At 58.0% G+C, this 14,352-nt stretch carries 17 protein-coding genes; 1 reads left to right on the top strand and 16 read right to left on the bottom strand.

Annotation, left to right across the window (positions count from 1 at the left end; genetic code table 11):
- Window positions 1-3: 3 nt before the first annotated feature.
- Window positions 4-603 (bottom strand): phage baseplate protein, encoded by a 600-nt coding sequence (locus tag GNZ13_RS32325; RefSeq protein ID WP_172172156.1) that lies wholly within the window; start codon window positions 601-603, stop codon window positions 4-6.
- Window positions 603-2,501: a phage tail tip lysozyme gene (locus GNZ13_RS32320; RefSeq protein ID WP_172172154.1), complete on the bottom strand. Its 1,899-nt coding sequence runs from the start codon at window positions 2,499-2,501 to the stop codon at window positions 603-605. The genes GNZ13_RS32325 and GNZ13_RS32320 overlap by 1 nt, the downstream gene beginning before the upstream one ends.
- Before the next feature lie 64 nt (window positions 2,502-2,565).
- Here GNZ13_RS32320 and GNZ13_RS32315 point away from each other — a divergent pair, with 64 nt between their 5' ends.
- Window positions 2,566-2,901, top strand: a complete 336-nt coding sequence (locus GNZ13_RS32315) for a hypothetical protein (protein ID WP_172172152.1) — start codon at window positions 2,566-2,568, stop codon at window positions 2,899-2,901.
- A 7-nt stretch (window positions 2,902-2,908) separates the two neighbouring features.
- Here GNZ13_RS32315 and GNZ13_RS32310 read toward each other — a convergent pair whose 3' ends face one another.
- The 14 genes from GNZ13_RS32310 to GNZ13_RS32245 all read right to left on the bottom strand — a co-directional run bounded on the left by GNZ13_RS32310 (window position 2,909) and on the right by GNZ13_RS32245 (window position 14,351).
- Window positions 2,909-3,043, bottom strand: a complete 135-nt coding sequence (locus tag GNZ13_RS32310) for a transcription elongation factor GreA (RefSeq protein ID WP_236002294.1) — start codon at window positions 3,041-3,043, stop codon at window positions 2,909-2,911.
- Window positions 3,044-3,075: 32 nt separating this feature from the next.
- Window positions 3,076-3,516 (bottom strand): hypothetical protein, encoded by a 441-nt coding sequence (locus GNZ13_RS32305; RefSeq protein ID WP_172172150.1) that lies wholly within the window; start codon window positions 3,514-3,516, stop codon window positions 3,076-3,078.
- A 1-nt stretch (window position 3,517) separates the two neighbouring features.
- Window positions 3,518-3,946, bottom strand: coding sequence for a phage tail fiber protein (locus GNZ13_RS32300; protein ID WP_172172148.1), 429 nt, complete (start codon window positions 3,944-3,946; stop codon window positions 3,518-3,520).
- A gap of 67 nt (window positions 3,947-4,013) precedes the next feature.
- Complete coding sequence (locus GNZ13_RS32295) at window positions 4,014-4,658, bottom strand: GIY-YIG nuclease family protein (RefSeq protein ID WP_172172146.1); 645 nt, start codon at window positions 4,656-4,658, stop codon at window positions 4,014-4,016.
- Window positions 4,659-4,757: 99 nt separating this feature from the next.
- Window positions 4,758-6,491 carry a DUF3383 domain-containing protein gene (locus GNZ13_RS32290; RefSeq protein WP_172172144.1) on the bottom strand — a complete coding sequence of 578 codons (1,734 nt, stop codon included), beginning with the start codon at window positions 6,489-6,491 and terminating at the stop codon, window positions 4,758-4,760.
- An 85-nt stretch (window positions 6,492-6,576) separates the two neighbouring features.
- Window positions 6,577-7,290, bottom strand: coding sequence for a phage neck terminator protein (locus GNZ13_RS32285; protein WP_172172142.1), 714 nt, complete (start codon window positions 7,288-7,290; stop codon window positions 6,577-6,579).
- A gap of 223 nt (window positions 7,291-7,513) precedes the next feature.
- A complete protein-coding gene (locus GNZ13_RS32280) occupies window positions 7,514-7,897 on the bottom strand; it encodes a phage collar protein (protein ID WP_172172140.1) in 384 nt (127 codons plus the stop codon).
- Window positions 7,898-7,899: 2 nt separating this feature from the next.
- The gene (locus GNZ13_RS32275) at window positions 7,900-8,523 is read right to left on the bottom strand and encodes a hypothetical protein (RefSeq protein ID WP_172172138.1); all 624 of its coding nucleotides are present in this window, start codon (window positions 8,521-8,523) and stop codon (window positions 7,900-7,902) included.
- Between the two features lie 13 nt (window positions 8,524-8,536).
- Window positions 8,537-9,148, bottom strand: a complete 612-nt coding sequence (locus tag GNZ13_RS32270) for a hypothetical protein (protein WP_172172136.1) — start codon at window positions 9,146-9,148, stop codon at window positions 8,537-8,539.
- Window positions 9,148-9,630 (bottom strand): DUF4054 domain-containing protein, encoded by a 483-nt coding sequence (locus GNZ13_RS32265; protein ID WP_172172134.1) that lies wholly within the window; start codon window positions 9,628-9,630, stop codon window positions 9,148-9,150. The genes GNZ13_RS32270 and GNZ13_RS32265 overlap by 1 nt, the downstream gene beginning before the upstream one ends.
- The gene (locus GNZ13_RS32260; RefSeq protein WP_172172132.1) at window positions 9,627-10,112 is read right to left on the bottom strand and encodes a hypothetical protein; all 486 of its coding nucleotides are present in this window, start codon (window positions 10,110-10,112) and stop codon (window positions 9,627-9,629) included. Before GNZ13_RS32260 ends, GNZ13_RS32265 begins: the two co-directional genes overlap by 4 nt.
- A 108-nt stretch (window positions 10,113-10,220) precedes the next feature.
- The gene (locus GNZ13_RS32255) at window positions 10,221-11,321 is read right to left on the bottom strand and encodes a DUF2184 domain-containing protein (RefSeq protein ID WP_172172130.1); all 1,101 of its coding nucleotides are present in this window, start codon (window positions 11,319-11,321) and stop codon (window positions 10,221-10,223) included.
- Window positions 11,322-11,387: 66 nt separating this feature from the next.
- Window positions 11,388-12,509 (bottom strand): gp53 minor capsid family protein, encoded by a 1,122-nt coding sequence (locus GNZ13_RS32250; protein ID WP_172172128.1) that lies wholly within the window; start codon window positions 12,507-12,509, stop codon window positions 11,388-11,390.
- 24 nt (window positions 12,510-12,533) lie between these two features.
- Complete coding sequence (locus GNZ13_RS32245; RefSeq protein ID WP_268959204.1) at window positions 12,534-14,351, bottom strand: DUF2213 domain-containing protein; 1,818 nt, start codon at window positions 14,349-14,351, stop codon at window positions 12,534-12,536.
- Window position 14,352 lies beyond the last annotated feature (1 nt).

Below are 14,352 nucleotides of genomic sequence, written 5' to 3'. Positions count from 1 at the left end.
GGCTTACCTGAAAGAACCTGCTGCGGCGGATTGCGCCGTGGTCGGGGGCTGTGGTTGCACGCTGCCAGTGCTGACCGGATCGGCCCCGCTCGGCGCTGTTGTGTTGGCAAATGTCGCAGTTGCGGTAACTCGAATTTCCTCGAGCTCCAGATCGATCAAGATCAGGCCGACGCCATCCGTCGATGTCCGGTGGATGGAATAGTCGACGAAATTGACGTTCCGTATCAGCGTTCCTTCTGGCATCGCAACGTTAAACAGTGTCAATGATTGGGCCACCGTCGCTACCTGGGTAAGGAAATTGCTCCGATCGGCATCCGTTCCGCCTTTTGACAGCCGGATTCTCGTGTTACCCGGTAACGCAACCTTGTTGTAGGACTGGAAAGATCCCTGTTCCACCGGATAATTCGGGATCTTCCACTCACGCTTGAAATCCAGGCTAACCATCGAATCCGGCTTGACCGCGATACTTCCATCCTGATTAAAGATGCCCCACTTCGGGCCGGAAAACAGGTTGAGGATGTTGGTGGCGTCCGCTACGACCAACAGGCCCACAGTCGCGACATTGGCAACCTTCCCAAGCAGCGCCGGAATTCCGTTTACCATTACGTCAACCCTGTATTTGCCTGCGGCACCGTGAAGCTATATTTCGCGACGGCCTTGCCGAACTCTTTTGCGATGCCTTGCGCGTCGGTTGCCTGCGTATGGATCGTGATCGGCCCGTTGATGTTGGTCTCTGCGCTCGAGGTCATGTGCGAAATGCTCGCGGCTGACTGGCCTGCAGAACGCGCGTCAACCGATTGGGATGCGATCTGCGAAGCATTCGCCTGGCCGAGGGACGCATAGATGCTGTTCGCATAGGCCTGGCGCTTGCCAATGTTGGCTTCAGCAGTGCCCGGACGCTCGTAATACTGCGCATGAATTGCCGCCGCTTCTGCTGCAGTCTTTGCGCCCCGTAACCTACGGCCGGCCGCCTGCTCGTTGCCCTTCGTCAATTCGTATTGCATGAAGGCAAGTTGCTCTTCGAGACTTGAGCCTTCCAGATCGTGACCGGACCATTTCCTGAAGTCCGCAACGCGACTACCGAGCCACTGACCCGCACCATATGCGCCAGATTGCTTGTTCTGGTTGGATGGATCGACTCCACTTTCCTGTACCAGGCTACCCGTAATCCCAGCCGCCTGCTCAGACGTCCATCCCTGGCTCCTGAAATAGTCGAAGGCGGCGCGCTCACGCTGTTGTTCGGCGCCACTCGTACGGGAAACGAACTTCCTTTTATCCATCGAGAAAAACTCTTTCGCACCTTTCTTGATGTCATTCCAGAGCGATGCGTTCGTGTCCTGCGGGCGAATTTCATTACCATGCTTTGAACCGGCGGTGCGGCCCACAAAATGACCGGGCTCCGTTGAATCCTTGATCGTTTTGATCGCCACGCCAGCCGCAGCAGCCAGTATCGCCAGGCCGGCAACCGGGCCCGCAGCAGCCAGTCCGCCAAGCGCACCGCCTACCCCCGTCAGCGCGCCAGCCAGACTAAGCAGGCTGGTGGTCATGGACAGGATCTTGATGGCCGCCAGTGCGATCAGCACGTTCTTCCAGCCGCCAATGGAATCTGCGGCCTTATCGATCGTGGTGATGAACTTCTGCACTGACGCGACAGCGCCATCAACCCACTGGGCAATGTCCGCCTTGTGATCCGCCACCCAATCGGCCAGTTTCTGAAGCTTCTGGAGCCACAGTTCGAACGTTGGCATGAGCTGGAGCAGCACCGTCGTACCGACATATTCCAGTCGGTCCCGAAGATCAAGCCACGCATTCTTGAGTTTCAGGGCTTGTTCAGCTTGCTTCTCGGTGATGGCCGAGTTCTTTTCCTGAGCGGCAACCAAGGCAAGAATCGCTTGCGGTCCCTGTTTGATGAAGTTGAACTCATCACCGCTGATGCCCATTGCCTGAGCGACATATTTGGCCCGAGCCGGATCGACTTTGAACAGATCCTGAACGATTTTGGCGCGCGCGAGCAGATAGGTATTTCCGTCTTTCAGATCCCCGGTCTTCCCGCCGAAGCGGAGAAACATCTGGATCTGGTCGGTGACCTTGCCCAGGCGAAATCCGGCGATCTGCTGCTGAGAGTCCTGTAATGCACTGGTGATGCCTTCCGCGCTGCCACCGGCACGTTCTGCCGCGCGCTGCCATGCGGACAGGTCCTGCGTGCTCATCTGCAGATTCTTGGCCATATAGCCCAGATTCACCGCCGATCCAATGGTGCTTTCCGTGAAATCCTTCAGCCCCATGCCGGCGGTGAAGATCGCGAGCAATGCCAATACTTCATTGCGGACCTTCTTGAATGACTCGGCTGCGTTTTTATTCAGTGCCTCCATCTCCTTGGCTGCTTTCGTTTCTTCGGCCGACAGCTTCTTGGTGGCATCGGTTGCCTGATTTTTGCCGGCGAGAAAGCCTTTCGCATCAAGGCCTAGGCTCACAACGAGCGCATCTATCACCGTAGCCATGTTAATCCCTTAGACTTACCACCACTCTTCGCCCTGAATGGCGACATTTACAGGAGCAAATCTGATGAAAAATATGTTTGTTTTCGTGACGCTACTGGTGCCTTTTTCTGCCTTTTCGCAGCAGGCTCCATACACGCCGGAGCAGCAGGACCACTGCATGAAGCTCGGAATGGCCTATCAGATGGTCGCCGAGGGTCGAGATAGTAACTGGCCGCCGAAAACCGCACTGAACACGATCACGGCTTCATCTGGCTGGGGTATTTCGGTGGAGCAAGGCAAGCAGATCGTCAATTCGGTCTATTCCGACCCAGCATTTGTGGATGCTGGCGGCCCTGCGCTGGCCAATCAAATCTATCAAGCCTGCCTGTATCCGCACGGCAAGCCCAAGCCATTCCAGTGAATGGCGGCTATTCCTTGCGTTCGCTCATGATGCGCGCGTTGTAGTCATCCACGATGATCACTTCGAGCAGATCGTAGAGATCCTGGGCACCGTACACGGTTTGCAGTTCATGCAGCGTGGCCAGTTTGCGGGAAACGATCACGCCGATCGAGCGCGGGATATTCGCGTATTCGATCAGATCTTCGCTACTGCCGCCGCCGCTTCTTGTTGCGAGGGGGCGGCGCTTCGAAAAAAATCCAGATGCAGATCAAGCACCGCTTTTCGTAGCGTCAGGCGGGTCGACACTTCCTCGATGTCGCTTTCCACTAGCGCACGAATCACGTTCGGGATGTTCGGGTCAGGCTGAATCCTGATGCACTCCCACATCTCGTCAAAGAGCGGCTTGGCCATCTCATAGGGAACCCGCGACAGGGACTTGATGCCGATCGCCGCGATGCCAGCTAGGCCGGCAGACAGAAGATCGTCCGGAATATCGACGCCGCAGTTCATCATCACGAAGAGCGCGCGCGTGGCCCATTCTTCGCTTTGCGCGGACGAGAGTTCGGTGATGTGAAACACCTTCCCGATATCACGCCCACGGGTGCTGATCGTTACGATTGAAGTTTTTCTGGCCATATCAGATCGGCGCCCAGTTCATGGATTCGAACGTGATCGAGAACTTCCGCGGCTGGAGTACTTTTGCCGCTTTGGGCAGCGGGCTGGCCGACGTCAGAATCCCCTTGTTGAACGTGTACGCTGCGCGCACGGACGGCAAAGAGATGAAGTTCGTCATCAGGAAGATACTGCGTGTGGCCGCCTGCGCCGCTAGAAGGGCATCGAACAATGCGAGCGACGGCGAGTCAGCCTGGAACGTGTAGTCCAGCTTGACCGGGTAGGGCACATACCCGCCTGACTGCTTGCCGTCGACGCCCATCATGACTTGCGCCGGCGCAACATCGTCGGCTGCGAATGCATCGTCGGTGCTGTAACCCTGCAGGATCTGCGCGACAGGGAACAGGCCGGTGATGATCAGAGCCGAGGTTGAGTTCGCGGAGGTTATATCCATGTGTTAGCTCCCACTGCAATAAAAAAAGCCACCCGGAGGTGGCTTTAATATTCAAAAAGTATTTCGGCTAATCGGCGTAGCGCCAATGGTAACCGTACGCAAAACTAGACTTGATCTTGCCTTGACAGCAGTAATAGATATGACCGTGCGAAGCTTTAGGTCGGCCATTGGCTCTAAGCCAGTCTATAGCGGCCTGACCACTTATAAATCTCTGGCCTGTTTCTATACATATGACAGCGCGAGCACGAGGATTCTTCTCGCCAACTTTTGCGGCTGCAATATTTGCGCGGGCTTCAGCACTCCTTCTCTCCCCCGTCCTCTGGGATAGCGCCCTTGATACCGCCGCGCGATGCTCTATGGTGAGCTTCTTTCCTTTTTTCGCTTTGGATAATTTCGCACGGGTTGCGTCCGATCGCCTGGTTCCTAAGGAACTTCCGGCAATCTTCTCTATGTTGTATTCCGGGCGCAAAGCATCAATTCTCGCCTGCTCGACGGCCAGCAAATCGGTAATCGGGCAGAGTGCGATCTTCGCAAAGGTCATTGCACCTTCGCCATACTTGTTCCATGCATTCTGAAGCGCGGAACTGTGATGCGTGCCGCGGCGCAAATCCCCAAGATGGACTGCCCAGCGCGTCTTAAAGGATTTTGCGGAACCGACATACTGGCCACCGCTCGGACTGGTGATCGTATAGATCCCGGTATCGTTGTTCATCGTTTGCCCCTAAGCAAACCCTAGTGAATGGTGCGGGAAACCAGCTAGGGAACTGGCTTGTCGGATGCCTCCTATCCCGCACACTTACATCATATCGCGTTATTGCACGTCTATCGAGGCCAAATTAATGGTCTGGATACTGCCTCCGTCGGTGTACCAAAAAGTGCAAGCCGGGGTCGTGCGCGCGCCGCGGGCTTGTGCGCCCGGATCGAGCACTTGCAGATACCAGCCGCGGGATGAAAGAGTCTTGTCGATTGCCAGGCCGGCAGCATTGTTGACGTTGGCGATTTCCAGAGCCGAAAGCGCCACACCTGAACGGATCGCGCCAAAGTTCAGTGCCTGGTTGATCGGGTCTTGCAGTGCGGCGCTGATCAGCGCATAGCCCTGGGCGTTGTAGGGAATGCTGCCCACGCCCGTGACCAGCGTCATCAATGCGAGCTGGAACTGGCTGTTCATCCAGATCTGGTTGATGTATTCATCAGCCCACTGGAAGATCCCCGAGATCGAACCCGGATTGAAGAACTGGAATTGCTGGTTGGCGGTTGCGTAACTCCCGTAGAAGTTATATCCATTCGCAATCAAAATCGCGCCGGTCGTCTGGTTCGTGCAGTTCGGCGTGATGCCGGCCTGCGACTTGAACGCAAACGTGATCCGGCCGTTCTGCTGACCGAAGTTGATCGAGGCAACCGAGCCAAGGAAGAAAGCTGCGATAGCCAGATTCAGCACGGCGAGCGTGGTGCCGGCCGCAGTAGCTGCTGCAGGATCGCCAGCGATCGGAACCGTGCCGCTAGAACCATTGGCGATAATCTGCGGACCAAAGGCCGTTGTGTTGTTCGCCACAATCGCGTTCACATCGGTATCCCATGCGACATAGGCGTACCGGTTGTTCTGCGAATTCACCCATGCCGAGAACGCCAGCTTGTCAGCGAGCACCGGCTCGAACGTGGTCATGAACGCCGCCCAGTTCTGCGTGATGGCGGTAATCGCAGGCATCGCAGTGGCGGGCGTCGAGAGTGCGGCGCCTTGCGACAGGACCGCGCTGGTCGCCTGCGTCAGATTCAGACCCGCCGAGAGCGTGCCGGTCGCGAACGTCATCGACGACGCATTGGCCGTCATCCCCTCGCTCGATACGTTCTGCGATGCCGAAATCGTGTACGTGCCGATCCCGCCCGTGCCAGTACCCAAGGCAGTGATATACGTACCTGCAGTAACACCAACACCCGAGATCACCGAACCGACTTGCAACGTGCCGGAAGTGATGGCCGAGACAGTGAGGGTCGTCGTGGCGATCGCGCCAGTGAAAGCGGCACCCGCGCCAGTCGTGGGCGACGTGAGCACGAATGCCGAGCTCTGGCTGTCGAACGTCACCACCGGAGGGTTGGTCGTGAAGCCGGCCTGAATCAGCGCTGCTGCATTCGAGAAGCTGGATGCCGCCGACAGGTTGATCGTGCTGGACGTCTTTGATACTCCGTCGACCGTGACCGTCAGGACGCCGGAGAGTGCCTGCAACTGCGTCAGCGTCGTCGCAGCGAGCGAGCCGCCGCGTAGATATGCTGCAACCGGGTTTTGCCATACGTATTGCACGAAGTAAATCAGAGCCGGCTTCACGGTCGAGTTCGTGTAGCCGCTGAAATAGTTCGCCGCAACGCTCGCTTCGGTCGAGAGGGCGCCGAAATAGTTCTGCACGGCAGTCAGACTCGAGAACGGCAGGATTGAGCCGACCGGCACGCGCGTGCTGGCAGTCAGAACGACGCCATTCAGGATGAGCGCGGACCCACCAGCGCTGACGACGCCAGGAGTTACTTGCGCAATCGCGCTGGCGGGTATTGTCATGTTTGCTCCGGGGAAATGAAAAAGCCACCGCAATGGGTGGCCTGGAAACGAAAACCCGGCGCTTGGCCGGGTCAGTAATCGGGAGTTACGCTACGTCGTTGATGCCGCTGAGCGAGACTGCTGCGGCGAACTGTTGAGGCACGGTGACGATGGGATTGGTCTGCATGACCGCATCAACCACATACCTTTCCTCCACCTGCTGCTCGCCGTTAAGAAACGGCATCTGGCGAGGGTCACTCGTATAAAGTGGCGTCACGTCAAACCCGGACGAAGCAAAAGCGGTCACGCCGTATTCGTCGCGAAAAAGTGTCGTGATGATTGCGGCGTTGTCCGCGCTCGCCGGCCCGTGCACGTCGAGCTGCACAGTCACCTTCGCGGGCTGCAACATCGACTTCACACCCGCCGCGATGATCTGGCTGGCGACTGTCTGCGACGGACTAACGGTGTACGCTCCAACTCCACCCGTCCCGGTGCCGAACGCGGTCACTACGGTGTTTGCAGCGAGGTTGTTGCCAAGCAGCACACTTCCAACAGTGAGCGCGCCTGTGCTGACTGAGGTGATGGTTAGGGTCGTGCCAGCAATAGAACCGATGAAAGCGGCATCCGTGTATGAGTCGACGTTCGTGCTGAGCCGATCGCGCAGGATCGGCGTCATCTCAACGAAGTTCGCACCCTGCGGTTCCGGGACCCGGTTATCAAGACCACGAATTACCTCCGTGTTAGCCGGCAACACTGCCAACAGGAAGTTGCGCAGCGCTGTGAGCGTCTGTACTTCGGTTAGAGATAGTGTTGCGCTCATGCTTCGTTAGACAGCCAGTGAATGCAACCAAACTTCGGTCCAACGTAAAGACCTTGAGAAACCGGAACGTCCGTCCAGACATCGACGCCGACCTCGGAACATTCCGATCCTTCGTCGCGCGGAAAGGCTCTGTCTTCAATAAGCCCGCATGTACCTGCGAACTTGAATCGCCCCTCTGGGTCGCCTGGCGCATAGTGCGCGCACCCATCGCATGTGTTCATGGCTAGCCCCCGTTCTGACGAACTACAGCGACTTTGGTCCAGCCGTCCTGATAGCCCCAGTTCTCAAGTACCTGCACGACCAGCCAGACTGACCCATCCAGCAGCGTGATCAGGTCACCGCCGCGTCCGTCCGGCCTTGCAACACCTTCCCACGTGCCGTTGATGTACATCGAACGCTTTTCGCCGTTGATGTTCAGCCCCTCGATCTGAACGAGGTCGCGGTACGTCATCGCCTGCATCTGAACCTGAATCGAGGCCGGCGATGCGTAGGACGGCACGCGATCACCATCCGGACTCGTGGAATAGCCGGTCGACGCCTGGATCGAAGCCGTTACCCACGGATTGACCGCGGCGACATAATTGCCGACGATGCCAGAGAGGTTCATGCTTAGTTGTTGTACGCAATATCGAACAGTTGACCCACCACATCATTCGCAGCGCCCGTGGTCGGGCTCGAGCCGGTGATCGTGATGTTGATCACGCCGCTCTCGACAGCGGTCAGCGTCGCTGGCGCGGACGTACCGAGGTGCGTAGCACCAGCCACAACGGCGGCGCATGTCGCAATCTGCGTGTTCGATCCATTGGCACCATACTTCTGGACCTGAACGCTTGCCGACCATCCGCCGCCGTTGGTCGTTGCAACGCCTGAGTCGGCGATCAGTGTGCCGCCAGCGACAGCAGCGCCCACGGTCTGCGTCGTGGTGCCCCACCAGATCTTGATGCGCTTGTTGTTGGCGGTCGATGCGAACTTGCCAGCGGCAGTGATCGTGATCTGACGGCCCGCGGCGTCCAACGCGTTGGCGGGAAGCGCATACGTGAACAAGACGTCATCGGTTGTGTCTGCGCCATTGCCTTGGCCGGCAGCGCTGACCTGTACACTCGCGTTGCCGCAACTACGGACAAAGCCAGCGGCTTGGCCACCCTGGAGAGCGGCGGACGACTGCATCGTGCCATTCGAAGAAAACGGCACCTGGACGTCGCCAAGCGAAGAACTAAAAACGGTGATGCCCATGAGATGGATGCTCCTATTCGTTGACTTCGAAGTCGGCGCTGTTCAACATCACCGATTTTTCGACCAATGGCTTATCAAAGCCTTTCTTTGCAATGGTGGATTTAGCGTTCTTCGGATCGCTGAAATCGCGGATCGATTCCTGCAACTGCTCTTTCACCAACTGACCGAGCCGGCCCAGCGCAACCGCCGAGTCATAATCCGCGCCCTTGATGATCTTGCCGAGTTGCGGGCCCCAATCACCTTTGTTCTTCTGGATCATTCCGCGGAAGTAGGGGCGCGCCGGAATCGTGATCGTGTAGGCCTCGACGTGATGCACCGTGTCATAGTTTGATCGGGACGTCTTGACAAACTGGCTGGCGCCGATTCGATTGCCTTCCTCGTCCAAGGTGCCTGCGGCGAAATTTCCGTTCTTGTCTATCTTGCGATGGAGCGTAACGTCATGCTCCGGAACGTTGACGGTGCCGCCATACTCATTCGTGGCAGCAATAAGGGCGACAGGAGTGCCGTCAGAGTAGGTCGCATCTTCAAGAAATCCGACTTTCACTGTATTGGCCTTGCCGACCTTCTCAGCAATCTCTCGCAATTTCTGCTCGAGTTTGTCGCCGCCCTTGAAGTTGATACCCATCAGAACCCCCGCGATCCGCCCCTGCGGCCCCATGAGCCACTACCCCAAGGATTGAATTGGGAAGTGGCGCCCGGCGCATATTGCATCGATCGGTACTGCGCCGTCGCCTGCCAATATTCGGCACCGTACTTCGTCTGGTTAAACCATTGCGCGGAGCCGGGCGGGAAATCCATCTGCGTCTGTACGGACACGCTGCCCTGCGTCGCATTGCTGATGCGCCCGACCAGCGGCGATGAAGCCTGCCCATTGAGCGGGGCATTCAGCGCGGCTATGTGGGCGACCAGCATATTGAGCAACGTCTCGCGCTGGCCGCCCTGACTTGCGTCGATGACGATGCTTGTAGCGGTGTTATCGCACATCAACTGCGCGCGGTTGAAGTATCCCTGCGCCTGCGGCTGGGTGACATAAGCCGCCAACTCAGGATATGCAGCACTCCAATCGGCGTACGAGAACACAACGATATTGCTGGCCGGCGTGCTCATGACGCGCGGCGCATTTCATCCGCCGTTTCGATGCCCTTCGGAAGATTTTTCGGATCCAGCCGTTCAAGCCCCGACTTTTCCTTTTCCTTCTCTTTGGCCTCTGCCATCGTGCTTGCTGTTTCTGCGTGGGCGAACAGCATGCCGTTCACGACGAAAGCGGATTCGCGGTTCTGTTCCAACCACTCATCCCAGAATGCCTTGGGGATGCCGTGCGTGATCGCGTAACCGCAGTTGATCTGCTGATGCGGGCCCTTGTTCTGCGGCCAGCTATTGCCCTGCACGATGAAATCTTTACTGCCGTGACGAGGTTCCGCAATCTTGAATTCGCGCTGGCCGCCGCCCATTACGGGCTCATAGCGTTTGACAAAGTCAAATAGACGCAGCGTGAAGTCCATCGGGAACTTCGAGGCGACCGTGACCGTTGCATTGCTCGGAACGTCGTTATTTTTCTTCAGGGTGATTGTCGATTCTTGCGTTGCCATGTGACCGCCTATCAGAAGTGACCGAACAAAAGAGGGCGCGCCACCAGGCCGATACGGTCAGGTCGGCTTTTTGGGAATGACCCTAGGGGCGCGCTTTACTGCAATCGGTCAGACACCGATCATCGTTGCCATGGCAAACGGCTGGCGAAGGATGAAGCCGTTCGTGCCTTGACTCATTTTTTGCTTAAAGGACGACATGTCGGGGATGATTCGGCCTGACTTCAATTTCATGTTGAAGCTCGTATAGCCGGAGTCCTGCCCGGTTGCACGGGGCGCCCAGATTTGGACGATCTCGCCAAGCGCAGAACCTTGTGGATTCTGTGCGGTGAGAGCGCCGTACTGGATCGCAGTCTGAACGCGAAGGTTCGGGAAGTTCTTGCGCAACAGGTCCGACATGTTCACGTTAAACGAGTTGGTGAACGTCATCGCCATTTCGCTCTTCGGCGACATTGCCAATACAAACTCGCTGCGCACGTCGATCTGGCCACTCGACTGGTTGATCAATTGCGTGACGAGCTGCTGGGCGTCTGCGAGCACTTCGTTCGCCGATGCATTCGGCGCCGTGCCATTCAGCCACGCGAGACCGCCATTCGCCTTCGGAATCGGAGCGACGGCCGGATAGAGCGACGGGTCATTCAGCGCGCCATAGTTCTGCAGACCGGCAACGCCCTTGAAGTACGTCAGGTTCTGGAACTTGTTCAGACCGTCGATTGCTGCTTCTTTCTGTTCGGCGACGAAACCGATTTTCGCAAGGCCGGCGCGCTCGATTTCGAGGTCACCGTACTCGCAGATGGTCTGGTAGAGATACGGTTGTCTCTCAGGAAAATTCGTGTTGATACCTGCGCGCCCGTTGTTGTTGTAATCTCCATAACTTGAGATTTCGTACGAACGCTCAACAACCGGAAACAGTAGCGCCGACGAAGTCCAATCGCCTTTCTGCTTCTCGCCGAAGATCTCGGTTGCCTGATTCTTTGCGGTCAGAACGTGCAAAACATCCGGGTCGAGAAAATATGTCAGGTAAGCCGGAATACCCGAGTTCGCCACCGTCACGAGTTGCGGCTGCGCATCCATCGCGAGGCTGATATTCTGCTTCCATTCGGGACGGCAGAACATCTGCGCATCGCCGAAGTCGATGAACCATTGTTGCCTGTGATACTCGATCGCTGCGCGTTGGTCTTGCGGCGACATGTCATATGCCATCTTGGCCATTTTGAATTCCTTTGAGCAATAAAAAAGCCGCCCCAAAGGCGGCCGCATGCGGTTGTCAGTTTTGCGTTAGCCGTTCAGCCACGAGACCATCTTGACGAGCTCACCCGGTGCGCCGATCGAAGCGGCAACCCACTTCGTTTGTGTACCGGCGGCAACCGTGATCGTCTCCGATGCAACGGTCTGGCCGACGCTCACAGCGTAGGTACCCGTGCCGCCGGTACCCGTGATGAAGGCGGAGATATAGGTACCTGCCGTCACGCCTGCGCCGCTGATTGTGTCGTTCAGTGCCAACGCACCCGAGCCAACAACCGTGACCGTCAGCACGCCACCGGATGCAGTGATGGTCGTGCTCGAAGTGGTCTGTGCGATGCTGACCGCATACGTTCCTGCGCCACCCGTGCCCGAAATCAGGTTCGTGATGGTCGTGCCAGCCGTGACACCCGCGCCCGAAAGGGTCTGTCCGACAGCGAACACACCCGTCACCGTGCCGCCGACCGTGAATGTTGCGCCGCTCGAGGTGATCGTGGTGCTTGCCACGGTCTGGCTGACCGACACCGTATAGGTGCCCGTGCTACCGGTCGTGCCGGTGAGTTGCGAAACGATGGTCGTGGCTGGGTCGACGTTGGTGCCCGACAGCGTCTGGCCCGGAGCGAGTGCGCCGGTACCGACCACCGTAACGGTGAGCGTCGTGCCTGCGATCGAACCCGTAACGCTGTTCAGTGCGATCGTGCCGGCCGTGGTTGTGTTGGCCGCAATCGATGCCGTCACACTCGCCGAGGTCGGGGGCGAACCTGCGGCACCGAAGGTTACCGCGCCCGTTGCGTTGTTCGCGTACGCGTTCTGGCCGACCGCCGAGGTCGTTGTGCCACTATTCGCCACCCAGAAGCCACCGGCGTTGAATGCGGTAGCCTGATAGCCAGCCGGGATCGTGAGCGAGTCATCGCCGAGGAACGCCGTAATCAGCGCTTGCTGGTCGCGGTGAATGAAGCCGGTCGGCGCACCCGGGCCGAAATTGTTCAGAATCGTGTTGGTCGGATCGGCCCATGCGAAGAGACCCACTGCCAAGCCGTTGGCGCCGGCAACAAAGGCACCATAGCTTGCATCGACGGTACTACGGGGATTGGAATCGCAGAAATCGCCGAGCACTGCCGGCGCTGCGAGTACATTTACTTGACGCGGGAAGCCCATGTCTTACTCCTGATCTGAATTGGATTAGCCGATGCGGTGGACGTTCGGGAAACACTCCGCCATGTCGGACGGAGGCGTAGCGCTATCCGATGCGATGACCCGGCGCGGTTCGTCGCCAGGCTTTGGCTGGGCCATCAGCACGGCCTTGTATGCGCTCGGATGCACACCCTTGACGTCGACCTTCAGAATCTCGAGCGCTGCCTTGTAGACCGCATCGGCGCTGTCCATTGCGGCCAGCTTGCCGACGTATGGCTTGACGGCTTCTTCGGCTTCCTGAATGCCATGCAGGCGGGCAATCGTGGCCTGCTCAGTGTCGCGGCGAGCCGCATCAACCGCCAACTTGATCGCCTTGTCCATCGCGGCCTTGTCCATCTTGTCGTCCTTGTCATCACTGGCACCCGGAACCGGCGCCTTGTTCGTGCCGTCCTTGGGGTTTGCGTTTGCGGCATTGGCCGTTTGCGAAGGCTCATCCGTAGCCGCGGGGGCGGCAGCTGCGGGCGCGCTCAATGCGGCCTGTACCTGTGCCAGGTCTTCGTCGCTGATCTTGCCGCGGAGCATCGCGAGAATCTGTTCGCACTTCGGATCGACCGGATCGTCCATGGCGACGTTGTCGTCGTCGGGCGTTTCCCCATCCAGCTTGTCGAGCAGTTCGACGATCTGACCGAGGTCGGCATCGGCTGCGAGGTGCGGCTTGATTGCGGCCAAGATCCCTGGCTTCTTGTCCAGCCAGTTCTTCTTCTTCACGCCGGCAAGGATCGGATTCAGATCGATCGCGGCGTCGGATGCCATCATGGGCCGCAGGACAGCCAGCAAGGCCCCTTTGGCTAAGACGGCTTTCTTGCTGAGGGACTGCTTGCTCATTCGGATAGCTCCGTTTTGGTTGATTGAATCTGCAACAAGGACATCCGGGCCTGCTCGGCCCTTTTCTACCAGGGCAATGTGATTCGCCCTGATATTTCTCATGATCCCGTCGTGCGCAACACCCTCATAGGTGCCCGGCGTCATGTCGGGGTCGTAGTAATAGGCGCACGATATTTCTTGCTGACGCCCGGTCTCGACTCCACGAATGGAGTCTTGCGCCCAAATGACGAGAGAGTTGTCGAGGTAGGGCGGATTGAATGCGGCATCGCTGCCGGTTGCGCCAACGACCGAATCGGGTTTGTGATCGGCAGCACTGACTGGCACATGCTCATTGAGCAGGGGAACGCTGTTCCATGTAGGAACCGACTTCTTCAGTTCCTCCGGATCGCGAAGCAGCATGTAGACGCGATCCGGGGTGAGGCCGAGTGATTGATACTCGGGGATCTCACTGCCGAGATATGGGCACACCATCGCTTTCGACAGGTGGCTAATCTCCACGCGCATCCGGCCATCTTCGTCCACGGTACGCACGCTTGCGCGATCGAATGCCAAGCCATCCATCGCGGCCTTTTCGACCTTCACACCGAGCGCCATATTCACAACTTCGCGCACGCCGGGGTGAAGCGGCTCAGGAGGATTTTTGAGCGAGGCCCAAACGAACTTTGTATGCTCACCCGGGTCAAGCTTCGGCTTGAACTTGTGCCGGATGAATTGCCGGAATGTGATGAAGTCGACTTCCGACCCGCTATCGTCTTTGCTCGACGTGTCGGCGATCTTTGTCAGTTCACCGTATGGGCGGCTTCCGATCTCTTCCTGGGTCTCGCGGATGGCGGTTTGCTCTGGTGTTTCGTCGGCATCACAGCGGCCACCAGGAAGATCCCATTCTCCAGGGTGATTGGCACCCGGTGCGCGCAGCAGAAACAGGACTTCATCCTGCGGCGTAATCAGCATGATGCCGGCGCCTTTGATTCGCTCGGCCATT

Origin of the sequence: Paraburkholderia elongata, assembly GCF_013177735.1 — a bacterium.
GTDB classification, from domain to species: Bacteria; Pseudomonadota; Gammaproteobacteria; order Burkholderiales; family Burkholderiaceae; genus Paraburkholderia; species Paraburkholderia elongata.
The sequence above is the reverse complement of the archived record's forward strand: the minus strand, read 5'-3'. Positions and strand labels throughout refer to the sequence as shown.

Excerpts from the sequence above, each read along its gene's own strand:
- GNZ13_RS32320 (WP_172172154.1), bottom strand. The coding sequence starts at position 2,501 with ATGGCTACGGTGATAGATGCGCTCGTTGTGAGCCTAGGCCTTGATGCG.
- GNZ13_RS32315 (WP_172172152.1), top strand. The coding sequence starts at position 2,566 with ATGAAAAATATGTTTGTTTTCGTGACGCTACTGGTGCCTTTTTCTGCC.
- GNZ13_RS32295 (WP_172172146.1), bottom strand. The coding sequence starts at position 4,658 with ATGAACAACGATACCGGGATCTATACGATCACCAGTCCGAGCGGTGGC.
- GNZ13_RS32270 (WP_172172136.1), bottom strand. The coding sequence starts at position 9,148 with ATGGGTATCAACTTCAAGGGCGGCGACAAACTCGAGCAGAAATTGCGA.
- GNZ13_RS32290 (WP_172172144.1), bottom strand. The coding sequence starts at position 6,491 with ATGACAATACCCGCCAGCGCGATTGCGCAAGTAACTCCTGGCGTCGTC.
- GNZ13_RS32265 (WP_172172134.1), bottom strand. The coding sequence starts at position 9,630 with ATGAGCACGCCGGCCAGCAATATCGTTGTGTTCTCGTACGCCGATTGG.
- GNZ13_RS32250 (WP_172172128.1), bottom strand. The coding sequence starts at position 12,509 with ATGGGCTTCCCGCGTCAAGTAAATGTACTCGCAGCGCCGGCAGTGCTC.
- GNZ13_RS32275 (WP_172172138.1), bottom strand. The coding sequence starts at position 8,523 with ATGGGCATCACCGTTTTTAGTTCTTCGCTTGGCGACGTCCAGGTGCCG.
- GNZ13_RS32255 (WP_172172130.1), bottom strand. The coding sequence starts at position 11,321 with ATGGCCAAGATGGCATATGACATGTCGCCGCAAGACCAACGCGCAGCG.
- GNZ13_RS32260 (WP_172172132.1), bottom strand. The coding sequence starts at position 10,112 with ATGGCAACGCAAGAATCGACAATCACCCTGAAGAAAAATAACGACGTT.
- GNZ13_RS32280 (WP_172172140.1), bottom strand. The coding sequence starts at position 7,897 with ATGAACCTCTCTGGCATCGTCGGCAATTATGTCGCCGCGGTCAATCCG.
- GNZ13_RS32305 (WP_172172150.1), bottom strand. The coding sequence starts at position 3,516 with ATGGCCAGAAAAACTTCAATCGTAACGATCAGCACCCGTGGGCGTGAT.
- GNZ13_RS32325 (WP_172172156.1), bottom strand. The coding sequence starts at position 603 with ATGGTAAACGGAATTCCGGCGCTGCTTGGGAAGGTTGCCAATGTCGCG.
- GNZ13_RS32285 (WP_172172142.1), bottom strand. The coding sequence starts at position 7,290 with ATGAGCGCAACACTATCTCTAACCGAAGTACAGACGCTCACAGCGCTG.
- GNZ13_RS32245 (WP_268959204.1), bottom strand. The coding sequence starts at position 14,351 with ATGGCCGAGCGAATCAAAGGCGCCGGCATCATGCTGATTACGCCGCAG.
- GNZ13_RS32300 (WP_172172148.1), bottom strand. The coding sequence starts at position 3,946 with ATGGATATAACCTCCGCGAACTCAACCTCGGCTCTGATCATCACCGGC.